Below are 26,784 nucleotides of genomic sequence, written 5' to 3' on the forward strand. Positions count from 1 at the left end.
ACCGTACAGGAGCCGGAAAGTAAAGTCACATTAATGTAACGGGCGGAACGTCCGCGCGCTTCGAGAGGGTTCTACCGCTTAGGCTTCGGGGCTGGCGCCGGGGCGGGGAACGCCTAGCACTGCCGGCAACACGACCAAGATGTCCATCCGCCAACACTAGCCTTGGGCACGTACTGGCCGGTAGACATGAGCTATGGACCTACCAGTGATGCCGCCCGTCTCGCCCATGCTCGCCAAGTCCGTCCCGAACATCCCCGACGTTGGCCATTACGAGCCCAAATGGGATGGGTTCCGGACCATCGTTTTCAAGGACGGCGACGAGATCATCCTGGGCAGCCGCAACGAAAAGCCCATGACGCGCTACTTCCCGGAGCTCGTTGAAGCGCTGAAGAAGAACCTTCCGGACAAGTGCGTGGTGGACGGCGAGATCATCCTGATCCAGGGCAACAGGCTTGAGTTCGAGGTGCTGCAGCAGAGGATCCACCCCGCGGACAGCCGGGTTCGGATGCTCGCCGAGAAGACGCCGGCGTCCCTTGTGGCGTTCGATCTCCTTGCCCTTGGCGACGAGGACCTGACCGGCCGGCCCTTCGCCGAGCGGCGGGCGGCCTTGGAGAAAGCCCTCGCCGACGCCAAGCCGCCCGTGTACGTGACGCCCGCCGTGACGGACCTTGAGCGGGCCAAGGAATGGTTCGTGCAGCTTGAAGGAGCAGGACTCGACGGCGTGCTGTCCAAACCGCTCGACGGCATCTACCAGCCGAACAAGCGGGTGATGTTCAAGACCAAGCATGAGCGGACAGCCGACTGCGTGGTGGCAGGATTCCGCTGGCATAAGACCGCGAAAGTTGTGGGGTCGATGCTGCTGGGGCTCTACGACGACTCAGGCCGGCTTCATCACGTCGGCGTCGTGGCGTCATTCCCCATGGCAAAGCGGGAGGCGTTGGTGGCTGAGCTTGAGCCCTATCAGGTGGAGTTTGCCGACCATCCCTGGGGTGAGTGGGCCAACCAGGAAGCCGGCGGATCCAGGATGCCCGGCGCCCAGAGCCGGTGGAGTGCAGGTAAGGACTTCTCCTTTGTTCCGCTCCGCCCTGAGTTGGTGATCGAGGTGGCATACGACTACATGGAGGGCGACCGGTTCCGCCACACGACGCAATTCCGTCGGTGGCGGCCGGACCGGACCCCGGAAAGCTGCACTTACTCGCAGCTGGAGGAGCCTGTGGAATACGACCTGGGGGAGATACTGAGCCTCCCGTAGGTGCCGGTACTACTCCTCGTGCCCTTGGTCGCTGCTCATGCTGCCTTCCGCGGGCGGGGTTTCGCCCGGGGGTACGCCTCCACCGGGCTCGAGACCCGTGATGTTTCCGTCCAAGGGATCCGGGTTGGCTGAGGCCGCGGGATCGTCGTCCTCGTCCTGGCGCATGTCGGGGTCCTCGTGGATGCTGTCCGCGTCCGCGGTGGTGTCGATGGGTCCGGTTGCGCCGCTCACGCCGAAGGTCCGGGGATCGTCTTCCGGGTCATAGCTGGTCATGGTGAACCCTTTCGTCAGTAAGGTGAACCAGTTTGTAAGTAAACTTACTAATCCGCTTGCCCCGCCAGCCTAGCGTGATCCGGCTGCACCCAACAAGAGGCGGCCGGGACAGTCCTCAGCGGTGCTGCGTTGTGGCGTTGACGAAGCTGCGGATGGCGTCCGCCACTGCCTTGGGCCGCATGTGCTGGGCTACGTGTCCCACCCCGGGAATCTCTACCAACCGCCCCTGCGCCACGGCCCGCGAAAGCCGGAGCGACCACTCGGGTCCGGCAACCTGGTCGCGGCTTCCGCGGAGAATCAGGACCGGAGCCTGTATCCGGGAGAGCCGTTCCTCCGTTGGGTACTTCATCATCACGGGCAGCTCGGTGAAGTACCAGCGCGGCCCGCAGCGGAGGTAGTCGGTGAATACGATCCAGTTGGAGGAGGGGCTTTCGCGGAGTATCCCGTCCAGGGTCAAGGCAATCGACTGGCGCATGACGTTCTTGTGCCTGGAGTCGACAACGGGGCCCATCAGCACAACGTGCCGTGCATTCGCCGGACGGTGCAGGGCGGCCTCAATAGCGAACTGCACACCCATGGAATGACCTACCAGAATGTAGGAGTCGACCCCGCGCGATGCCAGAGCTTCAGCAATGAATGCGCCGTAGTCCTCCACTTGGAGTTGCCGCTCCGGCCTCGGAGTCCCCGCAAAGCCGGGCAAGTCCAAGGAATACGTAGGCGCGCCCGCGGCCAGCACAGCGTGCAACCGCGCGAGATACCTGTGCGAGACGCCAATGCCGTGGATCAGGACGTAGGCGGGGGACCCTTCAGGGCCGGAGCCTGGCGCAGGCGTTCCCTCCTTCCAGAGGATCCGTCCGGTCAGGCCCAGGACCTCGACGTCGGCGGACAGCAGCATGGTCGATTTCTGCCCGGCCGATTCATCCTCAGCCGTTTCCCTTCCCGTCACTGGGCGCTCCGCTGCAGGAATACCGGGGCCCCGGGACCGTTCAGTTCGGTTTCAGCGACGGGTCGCCCGGACACTGCGAGCAACAACGCGATTGCGGGTCCTTCCACCGCTGGACCGCTGCCGTGATCGAAAGCCGTGTCTGTTGCAACCAGGCGCCATCCGGCCGCGATCTCCTTGCCGCCACCCATCTTCGTGGTGGTGCGGAGCTGGTAGCCCAAAGCAGTGGCAACGTGTGGAGCCGGGTAGTTGCGGTGGATTCCCAGTGGACGGCGAATGTCTTCTCCGTGGAGGAAGGCCTCAACCAATCGGGTGGCCAATCCCGCAGGCGGCCCTGACGTGCGTGACAGCACACCGCGGAAGCGGCGAAGGGTCATCTCCGGCTCCCGGGTTTTTTCACGTTCAACGCCCACGGCATTGTCGTGATCGAAGTCCATCCGGGCGGCAATCATGCGCCGCATGAACCCCGTTCGCGTGGTCTTGGCACTATCGACCATGTGCGCCAGGACGTCATGAATGTCCCAACCCGCGCACAGCGACGGCGTCTGCCATTGGAAGGGCTGAAGGGATTCCAGATCATGGATCAGGGCACGACGTTCCTCGTGCACCACGGGCCAAACAACGGAAGGAGAAGTTGAAGCCATACTGCTATTGAACCGCATGCCCGCCGGCGGCCGGACTAGTCCCGGGTCGCGTCGTCCGGTTCGTTGGGGCCGGCTGCCGGATGTGAAGCGTCCGGTGAGGCTGCCGCATCAGCGGCCTCCCGGCGTCGTGCGATTTTCGATTCGGTCCACATTGTCACCGCCACGAACACCGTGCACGCGAACATGAAGGTCGCCACAAAGTTCAATCCCATGGCCGAGCCCAAGGGTATGGCAAGGGCCAGCGCAGCCAAACCGGCCACGATATGCCACCCCTTGAAATTGCCCACCGATCAAGCGTAACCCCGGCCTTTACGGGTGCCCGCCTGTTGGCTGGGATCGTTGCTTGATCCTTATCACTCGGACGCTTTTTGGCCCGATCCGGCGACATCTTCGGCGGCTGCTTCGGCCTGCTTTTTCTTCTGCGTTTCCAACCACGCCATGATGGCAGCCTGGCGGATCCGGCGATGCGTCCCCCGGTACTCCACAGGAATCTCGCCGCGGTCGGTCATGTTCCGCAAATAGGTGTGCGAGATCCCGGCAAGCTCCGCCGCCTGCGAGGTGGTGAGCATTTCTTCCACGCTGCTGACAGTCACCGTTTCGCCCCGGCCCAGTCTCGCAAGGAGGTCGACGACGGCGGCACGTGCCTCGTCCGGCAGGCGGTGGACCGTGCCGTCCACAAACACAGTGATGTCGTGGCTGTCGTTGAGGGACCGCGCCAGGTTCCGGGCGTCATCGGCGGGGAGGCCCGCTGTGACGCGGGGAGTTATCAATGCCATGGCAGAAGCCTAGCCTGAGGCGTTAAGGAAAATTACACCGCGTCCAGGTCGGTCTCCAGCAGCTTGACCAAGGCCTCCAACGCGGCATCCGCCCCGTCACCTTCGGCCCGCAGCACTACGACGTCACCCTTGGCAGCGCCGAGGGTCATGAGCGAAAGGATGCTGGCGGCATCCATCGCTTCGTCCTCGGGCTGGCCCTGCATGGCGATGGTCACCTCAACTGGCTGTTCGCCTGCCGCCTCGGCGAACAATGCGGCGGGCCGGGCGTGCAGGCCGGAGCTGCTGGCGATGGTGGCTGTGCGTTCTGGCATGGGTTTTCTCCTGCGGTTGGTTCGGATCGGTTTTAGAGGCCGAGTTCTTCGAGCACGGGCAGCTTGGCGCGGACCCACTCGCGCGCCTCGGTGGCGCTGGGGGCGGAAAGGGCCAGGCGGGCAAGTTCCTGCGCCTGCTCCAGCGTGACGGTCTTCAGCACCGTTCCGACGGCGGCCAACGAGCGCGCGGTCATGGACAGTGTGGTGACGCCCAGGCCGGTAAGCACGACGGCGAGGGCCGGGTCGGCGGCTGCCTCACCACAGACGCCTACGGGCTTGTTGCCGCCCTCGCGTCCGGCACCTTCCTGGGCCGCGCCTTCCACGGTGAGCTGGACGAGCCGGAGCACCGCAGGCTGCCAGGGGGTGTTCAGTTCAGCGAGCGGGCCGAGCTGGCGGTCGGCGGCCATGGCGTACTGGGTAAGGTCGTTGGTGCCCAGGGAGGCGAAGCCCACCTCACGCAGGACGGTGGCGCTGGTCAGCGCGGCGGAGGGGACTTCCACCATGACACCCGGGGTCTGGATTCCGGCAGCGGCACAGAGCGAGGCGAAGCGTCCGGCTTCGGCAGCAGTGGAAATCATGGGTGCCATGACCCAGACATCGGCTTCGGACTCCGACGCAGCCCGGGCAATTGCCTCAAGCTGGCGCTCCAGGACGCCGGGGGTGGTGAAGTCGGTGCGGTAGCCGCGAACGCCCAGGGCGGGGTTGGGTTCAGTGGCATCGGTGAGGAAGGGGAGGGGCTTGTCGGCGCCGGCATCCAGCGTGCGAAGGACCACCTTCTTGCCGGGGAAGGCATCAAACACGGCTTTGTAGGCTGCGGCTTGCTCGTCCACTGAGGGCTCGGTGTCCCGTTCGAGGAAGCAGAATTCGGTGCGGAACAGGCCAACACCCTGCGCCCCGAGACCTGCTGCCGCCACGGCGTCCTTGGCACCTCCGACGTTGGCGAGGAGCGGCACCAGGTGGCCGTCCGCCGTCGTGCCGTTTCCGTCGAAGGAGGCCAGCGTCGCGGAGGTTTCAGCCCAAGCTGTTGCTGACGCGCGCTGCTCGTCGGTGGGTTCAACCGCCACGAAACCGGCCGCGCCGTCCACGTAGACTTCGGTTCCGTCCGCGATGTCGTCCACGCCATGGGCTGCGACGACGGCGGGCAGACCCAGTGAGCGGGCGATGATTGCGGTGTGGGACTGGGGGCCGCCGCCCGAGGTGACCAGAGCCAGTACCTTGGCCGGGTCCAGCGTGGCCGTATCTGCCGGCGCGAGGTCTTCGGCCACAAGGATGAAGGGAGTGTCGGAGGACGGGATGCCCGGAGCGGGGACGCCGCGGAGCTCAGCGACGATGCGCGCGCGCACGTCAAGCACGTCCGTGGCGCGTTCGGCCATGTAGCCGCCGAGGTTGTGCAGCATTTCGGAGACAGAGGCCCCGGCTTCCCAGATGGCGCGTTCGGCAGAGGTTCCGGCGTTGACGAGTTTGCCGGCCGACTTCAGGAGCATGGTGTCCTTGGCCATCAGGGCGGTGGCTTCAAGGACTGCCTTGCCATCGCCGGAGGCGCTGTCCGCGCGGCCTTTCAGTTCGTCGTGGACAGACTGCGCCGCAGCTTTCAGGCGCGCGACGGCGTCTTCCGGGCTGACGTCCGCGGCGAGGCGTTCGCCCGACGGCGGCTCACTCACCGGCTTGGGCATCTGGCGGACGGAACCGATGATGCGGCCAGGGCTAACCCCAACTCCTTGGAAATTCTGCACTGAATCCTCTGTTCCTGCTTGTCGGTCATGACCCGCCGGCGACGGCACCGGGAGCCTGCGAATTTAGCTTACAAAATTTCCTTGTGAGCTACTTCATATAGCAATGCTATAGGTGCTAGGGTAGCGGTTATGAGTTTCGATGACCAGCTTCCGCCGAAAATTCGGTTGCTTCGCGCAGCTGCCGAATTGCTGGCGAATTCGGAGGGGGCATCGGTCTCGACGCGCCAGATCACCAAGCTTGCCGGGGTCACGGCGCCAACGCTTTACCACCACTTTGGTGACAAAGAAGGACTGTTTGACGCCGTCGTCTCAGCCGGTTTCGAAGAGTACGTGGCAGGGGAGCGGGATTTTGCACCGTCCGGGGAGCCCTTGGAAGACGTCCGGCGGATGTGGGACAACCACGTCCAGTTCGGGCTGACCCAACCCCACCTGTACTTGGTGATGTTCGGCAACATCAGGCCGGAAAGCCGCCCCGCAATCGTGGCGGACGCTGAAGCGCTCCTGGAAGAGATGCTGAACAAAGCCGCCATCGCCGGTCAGATCAACGTGCCGCCCCGCGAAGCAGCACGCAGCATCCTGGCGGCCAACGTGGGCGTCACGCTCATGCTGATCGCAGAACCGGTGGAAGACCGGAACCTCGAGCTCTCAACGATGACCCGGGATTCCATGATTTTCGCCGTCTCCACGGACACCGCCCGTGGCGCCGCAGCGGAGGACTCCGGTAAGTCCTCGGTAGTTGTTGCGGCAATCGCGCTGAATGCAGCACTGCAGGCCTCGCATTCAGACCAACTGTCCAGCTCTGAACTGAAGCTCTTCCTCGAGTGGCTTCACCGCATTTCCAGCAGCTCCTAGCTGCACTCTCTCGATCTATATCGACTGACCCCGCGCCGCCGCGGGACACACGTTAGGAATTCACATGGCAACAGAGACCGTTGCGAAGCCCCGCACGAGCGCCCGCGTTGGTGTCCAAAAGTTCGGAACATTCCTGTCCGGCATGATCATGCCCAACATTGGCGCCTTCATCGCCTGGGGCCTCATCACAGCCTTGTTCATCGAAAAGGGCTGGATTCCCGTAGCTGAGTTGGGTGGCTTCGGCACCAACGCTGAAGGCGAACCAAACGGAGGCATCGTTGGCCCCATGGTCACGTACCTCCTTCCGATCCTGATTGCCTACACGGGCGGTCGGATGGTCTACGACGTCCGTGGTGGCGTTGTTGGTGCCATTGCGACCATGGGTGTCATTGCGGGGACGGACTCGCCCATGTTTATCGGTGCCATGATCATGGGGCCGCTGGGTGGCTGGACCATGAAGCAAATTGACCGCCTGTGGGACGGCAAGATCCGTCCGGGCTTTGAGATGTTGGTGAACAACTTCTCGGCCGGTATTTGGGGTGCCGCGCTGGCTTTGGGCGGCTTCTACGGCCTTTCCTGGGTTGTTCAACGCTTTACTGAAGGCGCCGGAGCTGTTGTGGGCTTCCTCGTCAACAACGGACTGCTGCCGCTGACCAGCATCTTCATCGAGCCCGCCAAGGTCCTCTTCCTCAACAACGCCATCAACCATGGTGTGCTGACTCCATTGGGCATCCAGCAGTCGCTGGAGCAAGGCAAATCCATCCTGTTCCTGCTCGAAGCCAACCCCGGCCCTGGCCTTGGCATCCTGCTGGCGTACATGTTCTTCGGCCGCGGTGCTGCCAAGGCGTCGGCTCCCGGCGCTGCCATCATCCACTTCTTCGGTGGCATCCACGAGATCTACTTCCCCTACGTTCTGATGAAGCCGATCCTCATCCTGGCTGCCATCGGTGGCGGCATGACGGGCATTGCAACCTTGGCCATCACCAATTCCGGTTTGGTAGCCCCTGCCGCTCCGGGTTCCATCATTGCGGTGTTGGCGCAGACATCACGCGACAGCTACGTCGGAGTGATTCTGGCAGTCGTGCTGGCCACCACAGTGTCCTTCCTGATCGCGTCCTTGATCCTGCGCACCTCCAAGAACAAGGGCGAGGACGACCTTACGGCGGCCACCTCACGCATGGAAGCCATGAAGGGCAAGAAGAGCTCCGTTTCTTCGGCCCTGACTGGCGACGGTGCCGCCGCCGGCCGCGGCGAGGGAACTGTCCTGACCCGTCCCGTCCAGAACATCGTGTTCGCTTGCGACGCCGGTATGGGTTCCAGCGCCATGGGTGCCTCGGTCCTTCGCAACAAGATCAAGGCTGCAGGGTTCCCGGATGTGAAGGTCACCAACTCGGCCATCGCCAACCTGAGCGATACCTACGATGTTGTCGTTACGCACGAAGACCTCACCGAGAGGGCCCAACCGCGTACCTCCAGCGCCGTGCACTACTCAGTGGACAACTTCATGAACAGCCCGCGCTATGACGAAATCGTTGAACTGGTCAAGGCCAGCAACAGCGAGGCCGCTCCGGCGGAGACTGCCGCAGCAGCTCCCGCCCATGGTGCCCATGCCGCCGAGCCGGCTGCCGCCGTCGAAGGTAAAGCCGTGCTGCTGCGCGAAAGCGTAGTCCTGAACGGTACTTCCCGCGACCGCGACGCCGCGATTGACGAGGCCGGACAGCTGCTGCTGGACCGGGGTGCCGTGGACATGAGCTACGTCCACGCCATGCACGAGCGCGAGGAATCCGTGTCCACGTACATGGGCAGCTTCCTGGCGATCCCGCACGGCACCAACGCCGCCAAGGAACACATCAACCACTCGGCCGTGTCCATCGTCCGGTACCCGGAGGGAATCGACTGGGGCGGAAAGCAAGTGAAGTTCGTCGTCGGCGTGGCCGGCATCAACAACGAGCACCTCCACATCCTGTCCTCCATTGCCAAGATCTTCACCAACAAGGCGCAGGTTGCCCAGTTGGAGCAGGCAACCACGGTGGACGAAGTCCTGGAGCTGTTCGGAAAGGTCAACGCATAGTGAAGGCAGTCCATTTTGGGGCAGGCAACATTGGACGCGGCTTCGTGGGGCTGTTGCTGCACGAAGCCGGCTATGAGGTGGTGTTCGCGGATGTTGCGGATGCGCTGATCAGCGAGCTCGCTTCCGCGGACTCCTACGACGTCCATGAAGTAGGCGAGAATCCTGCGGTCAAGACCGTCACGGGCTTCCGGGCGCTGAACTCGGCGACGCAGGAGGACGCGGTAGTGGAGGAAATCGCGACGGCGGATGTGGTCACCACAGCCGTGGGGCCGCACATCCTGAAGTTCGTGGCACCAGTGATCGCCCGCGGGCTGGCCGCCCGGCCCGCGGACCTTTCGCCCCTGCAAGTCATGGCCTGCGAGAACGCCATCAATGCCACCGATCTCCTGCACAGCGAGATCCGTGCCGCCTGGGACGACTCGGCCGGTGACCTGGACGCCGTCGCGGTGTTCGCGAACACCGCAGTGGACCGCATTGTCCCCAACCAGGCGCCGGGACAGGGCCTGGATGTCACGGTGGAGACGTTCTACGAGTGGGTCATCGACCGCACGCCCTTCGCGGGCAACGCACCGGTGATCCCGGGCGCTACGTTCGTGGACGAGCTGGGCCCGTACATCGAGCGCAAGCTGTTCACGGTGAACACGGGTCACGCATCGGCAGCGTACTTCGGGTACCAGGGCGGGCTGGAGAAGATTTCCGACGCCATGGCCGATCCCGCGGTGGCCGCGAAGGTCCGGGCCGTGCTGGAAGAAACCAAGGAACTCCTGGTGGCCAAGCACGGCTTCGAGGAAGCTGCCCAGGAAGCCTACGTCCAGAAGATCCTTTCGCGCTTCACCAACCCGCACCTGCCGGATACGGTGGTGCGCGTGGGACGTGCCCCGTTGCGGAAACTCGGCCGCCACGAGCGTTTTGTGGGCCCGGCTGCCGAGCTCGCTGAGCGGGGCGTCACCCCGGTGGCATTGCTCGAGGCCATGTCCGCGGCCCTGCGCTTCGATGACGGTGCCGACGACGAAGCCGTGGAGCTCGCCAGGCTGCTGTCCGAACTGGACGCGGCCGCCGTCGTCGAACGAGTCACGGAACTGACGCCGCAGCACCCGCTGTTCCCTGCCGTGCAGAAGCTGGTGGAGGACCGCCAAGCGGAGGCCTGACCCTCTCTCACATCCCGCGCGTTTGGGGGAGACCCTCTCTCACATCCCGCGCGTTTGGGGGAGACCCTCTCTCACCATTCGCTGTTAAAGCCCGACGCCGGGCACCCAAGCTGGGTGCCCGGCGTCGGGCTTTCGCTTTAAAGGGTTAGCGCGCTGCCGCGGTTTCGGCGTCCGACATCGCCTTCCATTCGGCCACGCGGGCCTGGTGGAGCGGGGACTTGCGGACCACTGCGTAGGCCACGCCGAGGATCGCGAACCAGATGGGTGTCACCAGCAGGGCCGTGAGGGTGTCGGGCTGGGTGGTCAGTGCCCACACCAGGAAGGCGAAGAACGCGAACACCACCCACACCATCGGCACGCCGCCGGGCATCTTGAACGTGGAGGCTGCGTGCTGTTCCGGGCGGCGCTTCCGGTACACCAGGTAGCTGGCCAGGATGATCGACCAGACGAACATGAAGCAGACGGCGGACACTGTGGTCACCATGTCGAACGCCACGCCAACGTCCTTGCCCGCGTACAGAAGAACGACGCCGGCCAGCAGCAGGACGCAGGAAAGGAACAGTGCGTTCTGGGGTACTTTGCGGCTGGAGAGGCGGCCGAAGAGCTTGGGCGCATCGCCGTCGTTGGCCAGGCCGTAGACCATGCGCGAGGTCGAGTAGATGCCGGAGTTGGCCGATGACATGGCGGAGGTGAGAACCACAAGGTTCACCACGGTAGCGGCCATACCGAGGCCCGCCAGTGAGAACATCGCGATGAACGGGCTCTGGCCTGCCTTGAATTCAGTCCACGGGGTGACGGACATGAGGATGATCAGGGCGCCTACGTAGAAGAGCATGACGCGCAGGGGGATGGCATTGATGGCGCGGGGGAGGTTGTGCTCGGGATTCTTTGTTTCAGCTGCTGCCGTGCCCACAAGCTCGATGCCCACGAAGGCGAAGACGGCGATCTGGAAACCGGCGACGAAGCCCATGAACTCCTTGGGGAAGAAACCGCCGTGGCTCCACAGGTTGGTGAAGCTGGCCGTACCCGCGTTGGACTGGAAGCCCGTGAAAATCATGACCAGGCCAACGACGATCAGTGCAACGATGGCGATGATTTTGATGAGCGCGAACCAGAATTCCGTCTCACCGAAGGCCTTCACGGTGGGCAGGTTCAGCAGGAGCAGGATGATGATGGTGGCCAGCCCCGGGATCCACAGCTGGATGCCCGGCCAGAGCTCGTTGGCGTAACCCGCAATCGCGATGACGTCAGCTACGCCGGTGACAACCCAGCAGAACCAGTAGGTCCAGCCGGTGAAGAAGCCGGCCCACGGACCCAGGAGGTCGCCAGCGAAGTCGCTGAAGGATTTGTAGTTCAGGTTGGACAACAGAAGCTGACCCATGGCGCGCATGACGAAGAAGAGCATGAAGCCGATGATCATGTACACGAAGATCACGGAGGGACCGGCCACGGAGATGGTCTTGCCGGAGCCCATGAAAAGGCCCGTTCCGATGGCGCCGCCGATGGCCAGGAGCTGGATGTGGCGGTTGCTGAGCGAGCGTGAAAGGTGGGGCTCGCTGTCCCTGCTGGAGGCAGTACGCTGCCCTGTTGTTGTCTGGTCAGACATGAGTGTTCAAGAACCCTTCGGAAGAACCGTCAAAAAGGTGACGGCCGTTACAGATCTGGTTCGATAAAGCTATAGCTTATGTCTGACAAATGGCGAATCGGGTCTGCAATAGGTCAGCTTGGTTTTCACCAGTTCGATAGGATCCGTGGATGGCTACTTCCAATAGACCGCCGATGACCCGCCAGGACCGCAGGCAGAAAGTGCTCGCGCTGGCGTTCTGTGTGTCGATGGTGGGCCTGCTGGCTTCGATCTTCCTGACCGGCGGAAACCCACTCTTCCCCGGAATGTCCAGTCCGCTGCTGGTGCTGTTCTTCTTCCTGGGCACAGCAGGCAGCGTCGTCGGGCTGGCCGTTACCACGGTGAAGCGAACTGCGAAGGAAACCTCAGGCAGGGGATAAGCGGCCCTGCATGGCGAAAGCTCCCTTGTTGAAAAGGGAGCTTAGGCCGTTGGTGTGCGGCTACGCGATCTGCCGCTTATAGGCCGCCGTCGCGAAGGCATAAGCGACGACGAGGATCCCAAGGCACCAGGCCAGAGCCACCCAGATGTCGCTTCCCGCCGGCTGCTGGGCGAACAGATCCTGGATGGTGTTCACGATCGAGGTGACGGGCTGGTTTTCCGCGAACCAGCGGACCGGTCCCGGCATGGTGTCCGTCGGGACGAAGGCCGAACTGATGAACGGCAGGAAGATCAGCGGGTAGGAGAACCCTCCCGCGCCATCCACCGACTTCGCCGAAAGGCCGGCGATGATGGCGATCCACGTCAGCGCCAGGGTAAACAACGTCAGGATTCCAGCGACGGCCAGCCAGTCCAGCACATTCGCGGAGGTCCGGAACCCCATGAGCAGCGCAACCCCCACGATGATCACCAGCGATAGTCCGTTGGCTACCAGCGACGTCAGGACGTGGGCCCACAACACAGAAGAGCGGGCGATGGGCATGGACTGGAACCGCTCGAAGATGCCGCTTTGCATGTCCGTGAAAAGCCGGACCGCGGTGTAGGCGATGCCCGAGGCGATAGCGATCAACATGATGCCCGGGAGCAGGTAGTTGACGTAGTTTTCGGTGTCGGTCCTGATGGCGCCTCCGAACACGTAGACGAACAAGAGCATCAGGGCGATCGGTGTGATCGCGGTGGTGATGATGGTGTCCACGCTCCTGAAGATGTGCCGCATGGAGCGGCCCAGCAGGACTGAGGTGTCTGCGAAGAAGTGGGTGTTCATGACCTGTCCTTTACTGGTTCGGAGCCGGAGTTAGTTCCTACAAGTGCCAGGAAGATGTCCTCCAGGGTTGGCTGCTTTTCCACGTATTCCACCTTGGCCGGCGGCAGGAGCTGCTTCAGTTCACCGAGCGTGCCGTTGGCGATGATGCGTCCTTCGTGAAGGATGGCTATGCGGTCTGCCAACTGCTCTGCCTCGTCCAGGTACTGGGTGGTGAGCAGCACCGTAGTTCCCTTGTTGGCGAGGTTCTTGACGATCTGCCACACCTCAATGCGGGCTTCCGGGTCGAGCCCGGTGGTGGGTTCGTCCAGGAAGATCACCTTCGGGTTGCCGATCAGACTCATGGCGATGTCCAGGCGCCGCCTCATGCCGCCGGAGTACGTCGCCACCTTGCGGGACCCGGCGTCGCTGAGGCTGAATTGCGCCAGCAGTTCGTCCGCGATCCCGGCCGGGTTCTTCAGGTGGCGCAGTTTGGCCACCAGGATGAGGTTCTCCTTGCCGCTGAGGACCTCATCCACTGCGGCGAACTGCCCGGTCAGGCTGATGGATTGCCTCACCTGCAGCGGTTCGGACGCGACGTCGAAACCGTCGACGGCGGCCTGACCGCCGTCGGCTGTCAGCAGCGTCGACAGGATCTTCACCATGGTGGTTTTCCCCGCGCCGTTGGATCCGAGGAGGGCGAAAATGCTGCCTGTCGCTACCTCGAAATCAACGCCCTTGAGTACATGAAGATCCTTGTAGGACTTTTCAATACCCTTTACCTGGATTGCCGCAGCAGTCATGATTCCGCTTCCTTCGCTTTGTCTATGGCCTTGTTGAGGCGCTCGCGTTCCTTGTCGATCCAGCGTTTGCCGCCGTAGGCCTGGGCGAAGGTTTCAGCGAATTCGATGGGGTCATCACCGACGATCGCGCTTACCGGAGTGCCGTCCACAGCGGCGCGTTCCCAGAGGTCGGCCAGGTCCGTGAACATCTGCACCATGGTGTCGCCCTCGGTAACGCCGCCGTAGTACATCAGGTAGCGGTTGAAGGCGGTTGCTACGGTGAGGTACGGCTCGGGCAGGGCATCCAGCCGCGCCTTTGCCTGCTTGTACTGCTTCTTCTGCTCGAGTGATCCGGTGACCAGTTCGATCCATTTGGCTGCCATGTCAGTTTCCTTCCTTGCGGAGTTGTTCCAGCCGTTCGGACAGGAAGCTCCAGGTGTTCCAGAATTCGTTCAGTTCTTTTTTGCCTTGGGTGTTGAGCGTGTACACCTTGCGGGGCGGACCCTTTTCGGATGGCCGCTTCTCGACGTCCACCAGTCCTTTTTGTTCGATCCGGACCAGCAACGCGTACACGGTGCCTTCGGCGATCTCGGTGAAGCCCTGTTCCCGGAGCAGCGTGGTGATTTCGTATCCGTACGCTGCCTTTCCGGTCAGCAGGGCCAGCACGATGCCCTCCAAAGTGCCTTTGAGCATCTCTGTCATTTGCTTGCCCATCGGACACCTCCTTCACTACTCAGTATTGCTAGCTACCACTACATAGTAGAACTAGGTACCGGTACTTAGCAATACTGAATACTGAAGAATTTGGCATGCTGGGGTGGTGACTACGGAACCCGCCGCCTCGCCCACCTTGCTGACCGCCGCCGTCGACTCCAGGACGTTCAGCCTCCGCCCCGCCCGGAAGGGCGACCTGCCGCGCATCCTCGCGTTGCTCGTGGATGACCAGCTGGGCGCCACTCGGGAAAAAGCTGACGACCTGGCGCCGTACGAGCAGGCTTTTGACGCGATCGACGCCGACGCCGCGCACCTTTTGGTGGTGGGGGAACTGGGCGGCGAGGTAGTGGCCACTTTCCAGCTCAGCTACCTCCCGGGCCTGTCCCGCCGGGGATCCTGGCGTGCCCAGATCGAGGCTGTTCGCGTGTCCGACGCGCTGCGCGGACAGGGTGTCGGGGCGCTCATGATCCAGTGGGCCGTCGATCAGGCGCGGGAGCGTGGCTGTTCGCTGGTTCAGCTCACTACTGACAAGTCCCGGGTCGCGGCGCACCGCTTCTACGAGCGGCTCGGTTTTGTCGCCAGCCACGAGGGCATGAAGCTCACCCTCTAACCTCCCCGGCCCAACTAGGTGACAGCAAACGTCGCAATGAGTGCCCATTGGGACATGTGCTGTTACCCAGTTGGGTGCAGTGGGCCTTGACTATTAGGGTTCCTAACTATTAGGCTACCTAAATATGAACGATGGTTTCAGCCCCAGACTCATCGACCTCGCGCAGGAATTCCGTGAGGCCCTCCGGCTGGGTGTCTATATGTTCCGCCGTTTGGATCCGGAAGGCGACCTCACCGCCGCGCAGCTAAGCCTTCTTTCGATGATCGAGGGTGCCGGACTGCGAGTTGGCGACATCGCCAAGAACCTGGGCATCAAGGTCCCCAGCGCGACCGAGCAGATCATCAAGCTTGAGCGTGCCGGCCTGGTGACCCGGCAGCCCGACCCCGATGACTCCCGCGCGGTCCAAGTGGCCATCACCAAATCCGGGCATGCCGCCGTCGAATCCGCCAACCAGCGCCGCAACGCGATGGTGGCGGAGTTGCTGCAGGGCCTCCGCCCGGAGGAAGTGGACGCGCTGGCGGCGGCGCTTCCCGTCATCAGCAAAATCAACAGTTCGTTCCAGAACTAACCACCAGTCACGCACCAACAAGGAGCAATTGAATGTCACGCCAGTTGGCTGACGCTTCAGCAAGCGCCGAAACAACCGCCGAAACAACCGTAGAAAACACCCTCGAAGCGGAGAAGGCTTCGTTCCTCAAGCAGCCCAAAGCAGTCTGGGCAACAGCCCTCGCCGCAGTCTTTGCCTTCATGGGCATTGGGCTGGTTGATCCGATCCTCCCCGCGATTGCCAAGAACCTCCAGGCGTCCACCAGTGAAGTGTCGTTGCTGTTCACCAGCTACTTCCTGGTGACGGCCATAGCGATGCTCATCAGCGGCTTCGTGTCTTCCAGGATCGGCGGGAAGAAGACGCTCCTCATCGGCCTGGCGATCATTGTGGTCTTTGCATCGTTGTCCGGTCTTTCCGGGAGTGTCGAACAGCTTGTGGGCTTCCGCGCAGGGTGGGGCCTCGGAAACGCGCTGTTCGTTGCAACAGCCTTGGCCGTGATTGTCGGTGTGGCAAGCGGCGGAACGGGCACCGCGATCATCCTCTATGAAGCTGCTCTCGGCCTTGGCATTTCGCTCGGGCCGCTGCTTGGCGCCCTTCTTGGCGGGTGGCAGTGGCGCGCACCGTTCTTCGGCACTGCGGTCCTGATGGCCATCGCGTTCATAGCCCTGTTGGCGTTGCTCCCGAAGACACCCGCGCCCGCCAGGAAGTCCCGGCTCCGGGATCCGCTTCTGGCCCTTGGACACAAAGGCCTCCGCACCACGGCTGCCAGCGCCCTCTTCTATAACTACGGCTTCTTCACCATCCTGGCCTTCACGCCTTTCATCCTTGGCATGGATGCCTACGGCATCGGCGGAGTCTTCTTCGGCTGGGGCGTGGCTGTGGCTGTGTTCTCGGTGTTCGTTGCGCCCGTGCTGCAGAAGCGCTTTGGTGCAGTGAAGGTCCTGGCCGGCACTCTGGCCGTCCTCATGCTCGACTTGATTGGGCTGGGACTGGCCGCGGGGCACTCGGTGCCTGCCGTCGTCGTGCTGGTGATCGTGGCCGGCGCCCTCCTGGGCATCAACAACACGGTGTACACGGAACTGGCCATGGGCGTTTCCGACTCGCCGCGTCCGGTTGCTTCCGCCGGTTATAACTTTGTCCGCTGGATGGGCGGCGCGCTTGCTCCCTTCGCCGCCGCGCAGCTCGGCGAGCATTTCGGGCCGCAGGTGCCGTTCTTTGCAGGCGCCGTTGCCATGGTGATCGCCATCCTCATCGCCTTCGGGGGTCGGAAGTTCCTGTCGTCCCACGAACCGCACCTGGTGTAGCACTCACAAACAATGAAGCCCGGCGGATCGCATCCGCCGGGCTTCTTTGTGCGCTATTTGCCGTCGTTCGAGGTGACCGGCAACGGCGCCACCGGTGCGCCCTTGGGAACGAACAGGGTTTCGGCCTGCTCCAGGGACATGCCGTTCGTTTCGGGAACCTTGAACATCACAAAGAAGAACGACGCCGCCGCGAACGCCGCGTACATGGCATACGTCAGGGGCAGCGAACCAGCCGCCATGATCGGGAAACTCAAGGTGATGGCAAAGTTGGCGATCCACTGTGCAGCGGCGGCCAGGCCAAGGGCGCGTGCGCGGATGCGCGACGGGAAGATCTCACCCAACAGCACCCACACCAGCGGACCCCACGAGGCACCAAAGCTGATCACAAACACGTTGGCCGCAACCAGGGCGATGGGTCCCCACGCGCCGGGAAGAGTGATGTCCGGACCTGAGCCTTGAGCTGAGGAGAAGGCCAGGGCCATCACGCCAAGCGATACTGCCATGCCGATGGAGCCGGTGAGCAGGATGGGCCGGCGTCCAATCCGGTCCACCAGTGCGATGGCCACCAACGTCACCAGGATGTTGGTGACGGACGTGGCAACTGAGATGGTCAGGGAGTCCTTTTCCTGGAAGCCGACAGCCTTCCACAGCGTGGTGGAGTAATAGAAGATGACGTTGATGCCCACAAACTGCTGCAGCACGGACAGGATGATGCCGATCCACACAACAGGCAACAGGCCGAAGCGGTTTCCACGCAGGGAGCCCTTCTTGGTGGAGAGCTTTTCCTCCTGGATGGATTCACGGATTTCGCGGATGTGGCGGTCGATGTCATCGCCCGGGATGAGCCTGGTGAAGATGGTGCGGGCCTGGTCTTCCTTGCCGTTGAGCACCAGGAAGTGCGGCGATTCGGGCAGGCGGAAAGCGATCCAACCATAGACGGCAGCGGGAAGTGCGCAGGCGATGAACATCCACCGCCACGCTTCAATGCCCAGCCACAGGGTTTCACCGGCACCGCCGGCCGAGTTTGCCAGGACCGCGTCGGAGAGCAACGCGGCAAAAATACCCGTGGTGATGGCCAGCTGCTGGAGCGACGCCAAGCGGCCGCGGACGTGCCTCGGGGAGATTTCCGAGATGTAGGCGGGGGCAATCACGGACGCCAGGCCGATGCCGAGGCCGCCCACCAAGCGCCAGAAGATGAGGTCCCAGACGCTGAAGGCCAGGCCGGTTCCGATGGCGCTCACCAGAAAGAGCAGCGCGCCGATTTTCATCGCGGGGATGCGGCCGTACCGGTCGGCAACTTTGCCGGCCAGGTAGGCACCCACGGCACAGCCGAGCAGTGCGACAGCAACCGCGAATCCGGTGAGTGCCTCGCTCATGACGAATTCGCTGGCCATGGCATCCACGGCACCGTTGACCACGGATGAATCAAAGCCGAACAGGAAACCACCCACTGCGCCGGCCACAGCGAGGCCGATCACCTTCCGGGAAACGTGGGGCGCGCCTGCTTCGGTGCTGGGACTGGACATGGGTCTCCCTTGGGAAATGTGTTTGGGGCTGCGATGCGTGTCGTCGTCGGCTGTTCCGACGGGGACGCCGGTGCACTCGCGCTACACAGTGTGGCACGTCATATCCGCCAAGTTCCAGTCAAGTGATGGACGTGACATGCATTTACTTTCTTAACCCAAAAGGCGCTGGCTGTGCCCTGAACGTTCCCTGGGAGTCAATTCCGCCCGCCAGTAAGCATGAATAGACCCGCTTGAATCCACTTATTGAACGCAAAGCACGACGGCGGCCCTTGAGTCAGGTGCCAAACGACAGGGCCGCCGTCGGACGCTTTGCAACCGCGGAAGCGGAGCTACGAGAGCTCCTTCAGCGCCTCCGCCAGCAGCTTTCCCGGTTCCCCTAGCCGGGTGTGAAGGCCTCGCTCGGCAAGCAGTTCGCCGCCGATGACGACCTCGGTGACGTCGCTGGCTGTTGCGCTGAACGCCAGCTGCAGGGGACGGGACCCGGCGGTGCGGGTTGACGTGGGGTCGACAACCATGAGGTCACAGACGCTGCCCACTTCAAGTGCTGATGCCACGGGCGTGGCCATGGATCGGGACGCCCCGCCAGTCGCTGCCTGCAGCAGTTCCTGCGGCCTAAACCGGCCGCGCTGGCCGCTGCCCAACCGCTCCCCGTGCTCAAGCGTGCGCATTTCGACCCAGGGGTCGATCACGGCGTGCTGGTCGGTACCGAGGGCGATGGTCGCTCCTGCGTCCGAAAGTTCCCTGGCCGGGCCGATCCCGTCCGCGAGGTCGGCTTCGGTGCTGGGGCACATCACAACCGTGGTCGCGGCTTGTCCGAGCGCAGCGATGTCGTCCTGGGTCAAGTGGGTGGAGTGGACGGCTGAGAGCCTGCTGCCCAGGAGTCCGTGGCGTGCCAGGAGGCCAGTCGGCGTGGTGCCGTACGCCTCGAGGCAGGCCGTGTTCTCGGCGGGTTGCTCGCTCAGGTGGATGTGAAGGGGAATGTCCGCGGGCAACTGCGCAGCGACAACCTTCAGGTCCTCTTCAGGGACGGCCCGAACCGAGTGGAGGGCAGCTCCGACACTCACACGGTCGGCCGGAAAGCGTCCGGCAATGGCGGTTCGCAATGAGGCGAGGCGGCGAAGCCAGGCGTGCACGTCCGCGTCGCCGAACCGTGCTTGCTCGGCGCTGAGGGGTGACCCTATTCCGCCGGCCAGGTACAGGGTGTCCAAGAGGGTGAGCCGGATGCCGGCGGACCTTGCCGCACGGGCCAGCGCCAGCTCCATGGCATGCTCTTCCGGATAGGGGGCGCCGCCTGGTTGGTGGTGGACGTAGTGGAACTCCGCGACGCTGCTGAACCCGCTGACAACCATCTCAGCGAAAACGGCGGTTGCAAGCTTCTCGTACTTTTCCGGGGTCAGCTCCGAAGCGCTCGTGTACATCTGCTCGCGCCACACCCAAAAGTCTCCGCGTCCCTCATGGGTCCGGCCGCGCAGAACCCTATGGAAAGCGTGCGAGTGGGCGTTGGCCGCGGCGGGAAAGGTGATCCCCTCCAGCTTCGTGTCCCCGGGTTGGAGCGTGGCGCCGGGAGCGACGCTGGTGATCCGGCCGTCCTTCGTTTCCAGACGGACTCCGGACGCGGCCTCGGGAACCCCGCTGTTGGAGGCGACAATCGCGGTTTCGCACCAGAATGTGCTCACAGGAGGCCCTCCAAAACGTCCGCGAGGGCAACAGCTCCGGCAGAGGCGTCTTCGTCGCCAACGTATTCTTCGGGCGAATGCGAGATTCCGCTGGGGTTGCGGACAAAGAGCATGGCCGAGGGTACGTAGGCGGACAGCACTCCGGCGTCGTGTCCGGCCCCTGTTGCCAGCACAGGCGCGTCCGGCAGGAGGCCGCCAATGCGGCGGCTCAGTGCGGAATCAAAGTGGACTGTCCCGCTGTAAGACTCCTCGGTAAGCGTCACGCTGCAATTCTCAGCTGCCGCGACGTGCTGCGCGGCACTGTAAATGGCTTCGATGAGGCGGGCGGTTACGGCGTCGTCCGGGTGGCGGGCGTCAAGCCAGAGGTCCACCCGGGAGGCGATTACGTTGGTCCCGCCGGGAACAGGAGTCAAACGGCCCACTGTTGCCCGGGCATCGGGTTGCTTGGCCGCAGTATCCCGCACCGCCAGGACGATCTGAGCGGCGGCGACCATTGAATCGGCGCGGTCTTCCATGAGTGTGGTGCCTGCGTGGTTGCCTTGGCCGCTGACGCTGATCTTCCAGCGCCCGTGGCCCAGGATGGAACTTCCGACGGCGATCGCCGGACCGTCCTGCCCCAGGCCCTTGCCTTGCTCGACGTGCAGTTCAACGAAGTCGCCGATGCGGGCCAACGCCTCTGGATCGGCGCCGACGTGCCGGGGATCAAGGCCGTTGGACCGTGCGACATCGGCAAAAGTTTCACCGTCGACGTCGCGAAGATTCAGTGCCTTGCCGGCATCGATGGCTCCTGTCAGGAGCCGGGACCCCAGGCAAGCGACGCCGAAACGGGACCCCTCTTCCTCGGGAAACACGGTCACTGCGAGGGAACGGCCAGGTTGAAGGCCCCGGCTTTTGAGGATGTCGACGGCGGCCAATGCGGAAGCGACACCGAGGGGCCCGTCAAAGGCGCCTCCGCCGGGGACCGAGTCAAGGTGGCTTCCGGTGACCAGGGCTCCGTCCTGCGGCTCGCCCCACCAGGCCCAGATGATGCCGTTGCGGTCTGTCTCCACGCCCAGTCCGCGTTGGGCTGCCTGTTCCTTGAACCATTCCCGGAGGTCGAGTTCCGGGGTTGAGTAGACGGCCCTGGAGTAGCCTCCGCGCACATCATCCCGGCCTACATCCTTGATCGAGTCAAGGAGCTGATTGACGGTTTCCACGTGTTCCTCCGATATTGATGACTGCCACCAAGTAAAAAGCAGATGCCACCACATGGCAAGAGTCTGGGCCTCCGAGGGCGGCATTTAACGGAACGGAAACACCAGCGTCACGCAGTGGTGATCCAGGGCGACATATTTCCCGGAATCCCGGGAAATTTGCGAAAAACTGTTGCCATGGTGTGAAAAGTGCTTTTTACTTAGTGGCAAGACATGGTGATCCAGACCACTTGAAAGCAGGCCACGCAATGGCAGCAGATTCTTCGACCCGGACGGTAGAGCGAGCGCTCGCCCTCTTGGGAGCTGTGTGCTCCGAGGGAGCCATTGCGCTGAGCGACGCAGCCCGGGTGGTTGACCTCTCGCCCAGCACGGCCCTTCGGCTCCTCCGCACCCTTGAAGGCAGCGGTTTTGTTTCAAGGGACGACGGCGGGAACTTCCGTCCCGGGGCCAGCATCATCCAGCTGGGTGCGCTCGCGCTCGGCAAGGAATCACTCGTCTCGTTGTGCACGCCGGCCATGAAGCGGCTCGTGGCGACAACGCGCGAATCCTGCTATCTGAGCATTCCCGGGGTTGGGGACACGGGAATCTACATCGCGATCGTCGAGGGGACCCACTCGATCAGGCACTCCAGCTGGGTCGGGCGGAGTATCCCGCTCGAAGGAACAGCATCCGGCCAAGTACTCAAGGGCGAACAGCCCGAGCGTGGCTTTGCCGTGGTGCGCAGCGGTGTGGAGGACGACGTTACGGCCATTGCGGCACCAGTGGTGATGGGGGGACGGACTGTGGCAGCGCTCAGCGTCGTCGCACCCAGCTACCGCGTGGATGAGCTGAAGGCCCTCAAGATCGGCCAGCAACTGGTGGAGGAAGCTGACAACGTCCTCACCCTGACCACCGAAAACCATGAGCTACCCCAGGAAAGCATGGAAGCAAAATGATCAAGTTTGAAAATGTCACCAAGGCCTACCCCGACGGCACCGTCGCCGTCGACGGCCTCAATCTGGAGGCGCCCACCGGCAAGCTGACTATCCTGGTTGGTCCGTCCGGTTGCGGCAAGACCACCTCATTGAGGATGATCAACCGCCTCATCGAACCCACCAGCGGCACCATCTACCTGGATGACCAGCCCACGTCCGGGATGGACGCGGCATTGCTCCGACGCAGGATTGGATATGTCATCCAGCACGCCGGGCTCTTCCCGCACAAGACCATCATCGACAACGTATCCACCATGCCGGTCCTGCTCGGCGAAAGCCGTCAAAAGGCCCGCACCAAGGCCCTTGAGCTGATGGAACGGGTGGGTCTTCCTGCCAGCTTCGCCAAGCGCTACCCGTGGCAGCTCTCCGGTGGCCAACAGCAGCGCGTCGGTGTGGCCCGGGCGCTGGCTTCGGATCCCGCGTTCATGCTGATGGACGAACCTTTCAGCGCCGTTGACCCCGTGGTCCGCGGTCAGCTGCAGGAAGAGTTCCTGCGCCTGCAGCGCGAGATCGGCAAGACCATCATCATGGTCACCCACGATATCGACGAAGCGCTCAAACTTGGCGACCAGGTAGCCGTGATGCGCGTGGGCGGCAAGCTCGCCCAGATGGCGTCCCCGTCCGAGTTGCTCACCTCGCCCGCCGACGAGTTCGTGGCCGACTTCGTAGGTCGCGACCGCGGCTACCGCTCGCTTGGTTTCACCAAGACCGCAGGCGCCGTAACCGTCGTCGACGAAGCTGTGGTCCAGCTCGGCGCCACCTCGGAAGAGGCCCGCGCCAAAGCGTCGGGTGCTTGGGTGCTGGTGGTCGACGGCGGCAGGAAGCCTCTCGGTTGGGTGCAGCCGGAGCTCTTCAGCGGGGAGTTGAAACGCGAGCACCTGAACCTCAGCGGCATCCCCGCTGCCGCCTCGGGAACCATGCGCCAACTGCTCGACGCCGCACTCTCGTCCCCGAGCCGCCGCGGCGTAGTGGTCAACGACCAAGGCGAACTGATCGGCACGGTCACTGCCACCGACGTGGTCAAGGCCATCGAGGCCGAACCCTACCTGGAGACGGCGCGATGAACTTCGAATGGTTGGGCCGCCAGTCCGACAACATTGTTTTCCTGCTCGGCTGGCACGTCCTGCTGGCCGTCACCCCGCTGATCCTGGGGCTGCTCATCGCCTTGCCCCTTGGCTGGTGGGCCCACCGGAGCCGCCGCATCTACCCGCTGCTGGTGGGTGTTGCGGGCCTCCTGTACACCGTTCCGTCCCTGGCACTGTTTGTCCTGCTGCCGCTGGTCCTTGGCACCAAGATCCTGGACCCGCTGAACATCGTTGCCGCCCTGACCATCTACACCGTGGCCCTGCTGGTCCGTGTGGTGGCCGACGCCCTGGACTCGGTCCCTGAGGACACCGTGCAGGCCGCAAAGGCCATGGGCTACCGCGGCTACCAAAGCCTTCTGAAAGTTGAGCTCCCTGTGGGCGTCCCGGTCATTTGCGCCGGTTTGCGCGTCGCTGCTGTCTCCAATGTCAGCCTGGTTTCAGTGGCTGCACTGCTGGGCATTCCGCAGCTCGGTTCGCTCTTCACCCAAGGCTTCCAGCTCCGGTTCTACACGCCGATCATCGCGGGAATCGTGCTCTGTGTGGTCCTGGCGATGATCCTGGACGGGCTGATCATCCTTCTCAACCGGTGGCTGACACCGTGGACCCCCAAGGTGGTGGCATCGTGAACTACTTGTTCGATCCAAAGCACTGGAGTGGTGCGGACGGCATCCCGACCCTGATCGGCGAGCATCTCCTCTACTCGCTCATCGCACTGGCCATCGCTGCCATCATCGCCGTGCCGCTTGGCATCTATATCGGCGTGACCGGCAAGGGCGTCTTCATGATCGCCGGCCTGGCCAACGCGCTCCGTGCACTTCCGAGCGTCGGTCTGCTGATCCTCTTGGTCCTGCTCATCTCGCCGGCGTTTCCGTCCCGCATGGGCTACGTCCTCCCCAGCCTCATCGTCCTGGTGTTGCTGGCAGTTCCGCCCATCCTGACCAACACCTATGCCGGCGTTCGCGCAGTGGACGCTGCCGCCGTCGACGCCGCCAAGGGCATGGGCTTCCGCACCATGAAGATCCTGACGGATGTCCAGCTTCCTTGCTCGCTTCCGTTGGTTTTGTCCGGCGTCCGCAGCGCCCTGCTGCAGATCATCTCGACGGCGACCATCGCCGCCTACATTTCGCTCGGTGGCCTTGGCCGCCTGCTGATCGATGGCAAGGCCCAGAACGACTACAGCCAGATGGTTGCAGGCGCAGTCCTGGTGGCTTTGCTGGCACTGTTCTTCGACCAGCTCCTCGCCTTCATCACGCGCCGCATCGTCTCACCCGGACTGACCCGGCGCACCATCAAGTCGGCTCCTGCAGCCGAACCCGTGAAAACCCCCGTCACGGTCTAGCCAGTACCTGTTTGCACCTTCCACCACCCCCACCTGGCCACAGCATGCCCTGCGGCACCCCCTTCCAGGAGAGTTGACATGAAGAAGTACCTGACCGGTTTCACCCTCGCGGCCGTTGCCGCCATTACCCTGAGCGCCTGCGGCGGCGGGGACCCCATGAGCACATCCAACACTGCAGCCGCCGGCGGTTCAGGCGATAGCATCATCGTCGGTTCGGCCGACTTCCCCGAGAGCCAACTGATCGCGAAGATCTACGCCGAGGCGCTCAAGGCCAAGGGCGTTGCTGTGACGGAGAAGCCCAGCATTGGCAGTCGCGAAGTCACCATCCCCGCCCTCAAGGACGGTTCCATCGACCTCATGCCCGAGTACGGCGGAGCCCTGCTGCAGTACCTCGATTCCTCCACGAAAGCAGTCTCCTCTGAAGAGGTGGAGAAGAAACTTGCCACCAAGATCCCCTCAGGTCTCACCGTCCTGGAAGCCTCCGACGCGCAGGACAAGGACGTCCTCACCGTCAAGAAGGAAATCGCTGACCAGTACAAGCTGAAGACCATCGAGGACCTCCAGCCCGTTGCCAAGGACCTGGTACTGGGTGGTCCGCCGGAGTGGAAGACCCGCGTCAACGGCGTTGCCGGCCTGAAGTCGGTCTACAACCTTGAGTTCAAGGAATTTTCAGCGCTCGACGCCGGTGGGCCGCTCACGCTGAACGCCCTCCTTTCCGGCCAGATCCAGGTAGCGGACCTCTTCAGCACGGACCCCGCACTGGCTGAGAACAACCTGGTGGCACTCGAGGACAACAAGAACCTGTTCCTTTCGGAGAACATCGTTCCGGTCATCAACCAGAAGAAGTCCACGGCCACGGTCAAGGAAACACTGGACAAGGTTTCTGCTGCGCTCACCACTGAGGACCTGATCAAGATGAACGGCCGCGTAGCCAAGTTCGAGGACATCGGCGAAATCGCCAAGGAATGGCTCAAGAACAAGAACTTGGGCTGATCCCCGCAGTTCTGCCGGATTTATTAGGAGTAACAAGATGACTGCCGATTTCACTACAGGGGCCCGTCCGGTCAAGGCTGCCCGGGGTACTGAGCTTTCTGCCAAGTCGTGGCAGACCGAGGCGCCGCTGCGCATGTTGATGAACAACCTGGACCCGGAGGTTGCTGAGCGTCCCGATGACCTGGTGGTCTATGGCGGCACCGGCCGCGCTGTCCGTTCGTGGGCTGCGTTTGATGCGATTACCCGGACCCTGGAAACCATGGAGAAGGACGAGACCTTGCTGGTCCAGTCGGGCAAGCCGGTGGGCGTGTTCCGCACGAATGAGTGGGCGCCTCGGGTGTTGTTGGCGAACTCGAACCTGGTGGGGGACTGGGCAACGTGGCCGGAGTTCCGCCGCCTGGAGGCCGAGGGCCTGACGATGTACGGGCAGATGACCGCGGGGTCGTGGATTTACATCGGCACCCAGGGCATCCTGCAGGGCACCTACGAAACGTTCGCCGCGGTGGGCGAGAAGCTCAAGGCCGACGGCCGCCACCCTGCCCCCGCGCCGGAGGGCTCCACCGAGGGACCGCTTGCCGGGACCCTGACCCTGACCGGTGGCTGTGGTGGCATGGGCGGGGCCCAGCCGCTGGCGGTGACGTTGAACGACGGCGCGTGCCTGATTGTTGATGTCGACGAGACCCGCCTGCGCCGCCGCGCCGGGAAGCGGTACCTGGACGAGGTCGAAACGGACCTGGATACTGCGATCGCGAAGGTGAATGCGGCTAAGGCTGAGCGTCGTGGCTGGTCCGTGGGGTATGTGGGTAACGCCGCGGAGGTCTTCCCGGAACTGCTGGCCCGCCACAAGGCAGGCGAGCTGACCATCGACGTCGTCACGGACCAGACCAGCGCGCATGACCCACTGTCCTACCTGCCCGAGGGCATCACGGTTCAGGAGTGGCACACCGAGGCCGCGGCTGACCCGGAAGGGTTCACGAAGAAGGCCCAGACTTCCATGGCCCGGCATGTGCAGGCGATGGTGGAGTTCCAGGACGCCGGTGCCGAGGTCTTCGATTACGGCAACTCCATACGGGACGAGGCCCGCAAGGGCGGTTATGACCGGGCGTTTGAGTTCCCCGGGTTCGTTCCGGCGTACATCCGTCCCCTGTTCTGCGAGGGCCTGGGCCCGTTCCGCTGGGTCGCCCTGTCCGGGGACCCGGAGGACATCCGCGTCACGGATGAAGCCATCAAGGAACT

The 26,784-nt window shown here is 63.4% G+C and carries 29 protein-coding genes; 14 read left to right on the plus strand and 15 right to left on the minus strand.

The features are described from left to right. The first annotated feature begins 193 nt into the window (after positions 1–193). Positions 194–1,252 carry an ATP-dependent DNA ligase gene (locus ACFUOZ_RS17060; protein ID WP_377550261.1) on the plus strand — a complete coding sequence of 353 codons (1,059 nt, stop codon included), beginning with the start codon at positions 194–196 and terminating at the stop codon, positions 1,250–1,252. 9 nt (positions 1,253–1,261) lie between these two features. Here ACFUOZ_RS17060 and ACFUOZ_RS17065 read toward each other — a convergent pair whose 3' ends face one another. From ACFUOZ_RS17065 to ptsP, 7 genes are all read right to left on the minus strand, one after another. Further along, positions 1,262–1,525: a DUF6480 family protein gene (locus ACFUOZ_RS17065; RefSeq protein WP_377550263.1), complete on the minus strand. Its 264-nt coding sequence runs from the start codon at positions 1,523–1,525 to the stop codon at positions 1,262–1,264. A gap of 115 nt (positions 1,526–1,640) precedes the next feature. Further along, positions 1,641–2,420 (minus strand): alpha/beta fold hydrolase, encoded by a 780-nt coding sequence (locus ACFUOZ_RS17070; RefSeq protein ID WP_377550322.1) that lies wholly within the window; start codon positions 2,418–2,420, stop codon positions 1,641–1,643. A 47-nt stretch (positions 2,421–2,467) separates the two neighbouring features. Continuing rightward, positions 2,468–3,130 (minus strand): maleylpyruvate isomerase family mycothiol-dependent enzyme, encoded by a 663-nt coding sequence (locus tag ACFUOZ_RS17075; protein ID WP_377550265.1) that lies wholly within the window; start codon positions 3,128–3,130, stop codon positions 2,468–2,470. A gap of 17 nt (positions 3,131–3,147) precedes the next feature. Further along, positions 3,148–3,399, minus strand: coding sequence for a hypothetical protein (locus tag ACFUOZ_RS17080; protein WP_377550267.1), 252 nt, complete (start codon positions 3,397–3,399; stop codon positions 3,148–3,150). Positions 3,400–3,465: 66 nt separating this feature from the next. Further along, positions 3,466–3,888, minus strand: a complete 423-nt coding sequence (locus tag ACFUOZ_RS17085) for a helix-turn-helix domain-containing protein (protein WP_377550269.1) — start codon at positions 3,886–3,888, stop codon at positions 3,466–3,468. A 32-nt stretch (positions 3,889–3,920) separates the two neighbouring features. Continuing rightward, complete coding sequence (locus ACFUOZ_RS17090) at positions 3,921–4,199, minus strand: HPr family phosphocarrier protein (protein WP_377550271.1); 279 nt, start codon at positions 4,197–4,199, stop codon at positions 3,921–3,923. A gap of 32 nt (positions 4,200–4,231) precedes the next feature. Further along, on the minus strand, positions 4,232–5,932 hold the full coding sequence (ptsP, locus tag ACFUOZ_RS17095; RefSeq protein WP_377550273.1) for a phosphoenolpyruvate--protein phosphotransferase: 1,701 nt from the start codon (positions 5,930–5,932) through the stop codon (positions 4,232–4,234). Positions 5,933–6,061: 129 nt separating this feature from the next. Here ptsP and ACFUOZ_RS17100 point away from each other — a divergent pair, with 129 nt between their 5' ends. From ACFUOZ_RS17100 to ACFUOZ_RS17110, 3 genes are all read left to right on the plus strand, one after another. After that, on the plus strand, positions 6,062–6,784 hold the full coding sequence (locus ACFUOZ_RS17100; RefSeq protein WP_377550275.1) for a TetR/AcrR family transcriptional regulator: 723 nt from the start codon (positions 6,062–6,064) through the stop codon (positions 6,782–6,784). A 64-nt stretch (positions 6,785–6,848) separates the two neighbouring features. Further along, positions 6,849–8,855, plus strand: a complete 2,007-nt coding sequence (locus tag ACFUOZ_RS17105; protein WP_377550277.1) for a PTS mannitol transporter subunit IICBA — start codon at positions 6,849–6,851, stop codon at positions 8,853–8,855. Next, positions 8,855–10,003, plus strand: a complete 1,149-nt coding sequence (locus tag ACFUOZ_RS17110) for a mannitol-1-phosphate 5-dehydrogenase (RefSeq protein ID WP_377550279.1) — start codon at positions 8,855–8,857, stop codon at positions 10,001–10,003. Before ACFUOZ_RS17105 ends, ACFUOZ_RS17110 begins: the two co-directional genes overlap by 1 nt. A gap of 145 nt (positions 10,004–10,148) precedes the next feature. Here the strand turns inward: ACFUOZ_RS17110 and cycA are convergent, their stop codons facing one another. After that, positions 10,149–11,609: a D-serine/D-alanine/glycine transporter gene (gene cycA / locus ACFUOZ_RS17115; RefSeq protein WP_377550281.1), complete on the minus strand. Its 1,461-nt coding sequence runs from the start codon at positions 11,607–11,609 to the stop codon at positions 10,149–10,151. A 149-nt stretch (positions 11,610–11,758) separates the two neighbouring features. Between cycA and ACFUOZ_RS17120 the strand changes: the two genes are divergently transcribed. Next, on the plus strand, positions 11,759–12,007 hold the full coding sequence (locus ACFUOZ_RS17120) for a hypothetical protein (RefSeq protein WP_377550283.1): 249 nt from the start codon (positions 11,759–11,761) through the stop codon (positions 12,005–12,007). 60 nt (positions 12,008–12,067) lie between these two features. Here ACFUOZ_RS17120 and ACFUOZ_RS17125 read toward each other — a convergent pair whose 3' ends face one another. From ACFUOZ_RS17125 to ACFUOZ_RS17140, 4 genes are read right to left on the minus strand one after another with little or no spacing between them, the layout of a single operon-like run. Further along, positions 12,068–12,829, minus strand: coding sequence for an ABC transporter permease (locus ACFUOZ_RS17125; protein WP_377550285.1), 762 nt, complete (start codon positions 12,827–12,829; stop codon positions 12,068–12,070). Further along, positions 12,826–13,608, minus strand: coding sequence for an ABC transporter ATP-binding protein (locus ACFUOZ_RS17130; protein ID WP_377550287.1), 783 nt, complete (start codon positions 13,606–13,608; stop codon positions 12,826–12,828). The genes ACFUOZ_RS17125 and ACFUOZ_RS17130 overlap by 4 nt, the downstream gene beginning before the upstream one ends. Further along, the gene (locus ACFUOZ_RS17135) at positions 13,605–13,970 is read right to left on the minus strand and encodes a DUF1048 domain-containing protein (protein WP_262276396.1); all 366 of its coding nucleotides are present in this window, start codon (positions 13,968–13,970) and stop codon (positions 13,605–13,607) included. Before ACFUOZ_RS17135 ends, ACFUOZ_RS17130 begins: the two co-directional genes overlap by 4 nt. Before the next feature lies 1 nt (position 13,971). Then, on the minus strand, positions 13,972–14,301 hold the full coding sequence (locus ACFUOZ_RS17140; protein WP_377550289.1) for a PadR family transcriptional regulator: 330 nt from the start codon (positions 14,299–14,301) through the stop codon (positions 13,972–13,974). Positions 14,302–14,404: 103 nt separating this feature from the next. Here ACFUOZ_RS17140 and ACFUOZ_RS17145 point away from each other — a divergent pair, with 103 nt between their 5' ends. From ACFUOZ_RS17145 to ACFUOZ_RS17155, 3 genes are all read left to right on the plus strand, one after another. Beyond that, complete coding sequence (locus ACFUOZ_RS17145) at positions 14,405–14,911, plus strand: GNAT family N-acetyltransferase (protein WP_377550291.1); 507 nt, start codon at positions 14,405–14,407, stop codon at positions 14,909–14,911. Between the two features lie 124 nt (positions 14,912–15,035). Next, positions 15,036–15,479 (plus strand): MarR family winged helix-turn-helix transcriptional regulator, encoded by a 444-nt coding sequence (locus ACFUOZ_RS17150; RefSeq protein ID WP_377550293.1) that lies wholly within the window; start codon positions 15,036–15,038, stop codon positions 15,477–15,479. 32 nt (positions 15,480–15,511) lie between these two features. Further along, a complete protein-coding gene (locus ACFUOZ_RS17155; RefSeq protein ID WP_377550295.1) occupies positions 15,512–16,762 on the plus strand; it encodes an MFS transporter in 1,251 nt (416 codons plus the stop codon). A 53-nt stretch (positions 16,763–16,815) separates the two neighbouring features. Here ACFUOZ_RS17155 and ACFUOZ_RS17160 read toward each other — a convergent pair whose 3' ends face one another. From ACFUOZ_RS17160 to ACFUOZ_RS17170, 3 genes are all read right to left on the minus strand, one after another. Continuing rightward, complete coding sequence (locus ACFUOZ_RS17160) at positions 16,816–18,288, minus strand: sugar porter family MFS transporter (RefSeq protein ID WP_377550297.1); 1,473 nt, start codon at positions 18,286–18,288, stop codon at positions 16,816–16,818. Between the two features lie 329 nt (positions 18,289–18,617). Next, entirely contained in the window at positions 18,618–19,964 is a 1,347-nt protein-coding gene (locus ACFUOZ_RS17165; protein ID WP_377550299.1) for a formimidoylglutamate deiminase, read from the minus strand. Then, on the minus strand, positions 19,961–21,160 hold the full coding sequence (locus ACFUOZ_RS17170) for an allantoate amidohydrolase (RefSeq protein WP_377550301.1): 1,200 nt from the start codon (positions 21,158–21,160) through the stop codon (positions 19,961–19,963). The genes ACFUOZ_RS17165 and ACFUOZ_RS17170 overlap by 4 nt, the downstream gene beginning before the upstream one ends. A 245-nt stretch (positions 21,161–21,405) precedes the next feature. Here ACFUOZ_RS17170 and ACFUOZ_RS17175 point away from each other — a divergent pair, with 245 nt between their 5' ends. The 6 genes from ACFUOZ_RS17175 to hutU form a co-directional block, all read left to right on the plus strand. Next, on the plus strand, positions 21,406–22,092 hold the full coding sequence (locus ACFUOZ_RS17175) for an IclR family transcriptional regulator (RefSeq protein WP_377550303.1): 687 nt from the start codon (positions 21,406–21,408) through the stop codon (positions 22,090–22,092). Next, positions 22,089–23,195, plus strand: coding sequence for an ATP-binding cassette domain-containing protein (locus ACFUOZ_RS17180; protein WP_377550305.1), 1,107 nt, complete (start codon positions 22,089–22,091; stop codon positions 23,193–23,195). Before ACFUOZ_RS17175 ends, ACFUOZ_RS17180 begins: the two co-directional genes overlap by 4 nt. After that, positions 23,192–23,842, plus strand: coding sequence for an ABC transporter permease (locus ACFUOZ_RS17185; protein WP_377550307.1), 651 nt, complete (start codon positions 23,192–23,194; stop codon positions 23,840–23,842). Before ACFUOZ_RS17180 ends, ACFUOZ_RS17185 begins: the two co-directional genes overlap by 4 nt. Continuing rightward, on the plus strand, positions 23,803–24,555 hold the full coding sequence (locus ACFUOZ_RS17190) for an ABC transporter permease (protein WP_377550309.1): 753 nt from the start codon (positions 23,803–23,805) through the stop codon (positions 24,553–24,555). Before ACFUOZ_RS17185 ends, ACFUOZ_RS17190 begins: the two co-directional genes overlap by 40 nt. A gap of 78 nt (positions 24,556–24,633) precedes the next feature. Further along, positions 24,634–25,548 (plus strand): ABC transporter substrate-binding protein, encoded by a 915-nt coding sequence (locus ACFUOZ_RS17195; RefSeq protein WP_377550311.1) that lies wholly within the window; start codon positions 24,634–24,636, stop codon positions 25,546–25,548. Positions 25,549–25,585: 37 nt separating this feature from the next. After that, positions 25,586–26,784 (plus strand): urocanate hydratase (hutU, locus tag ACFUOZ_RS17200; RefSeq protein WP_377550313.1); only part of this gene is annotated, 1,199 nt, incomplete at its 3' end.

The organism is Paenarthrobacter sp. NPDC057355 (assembly GCF_042667405.1).
In the GTDB taxonomy this organism is placed as follows: domain Bacteria; phylum Actinomycetota; class Actinomycetes; order Actinomycetales; family Micrococcaceae; genus Arthrobacter.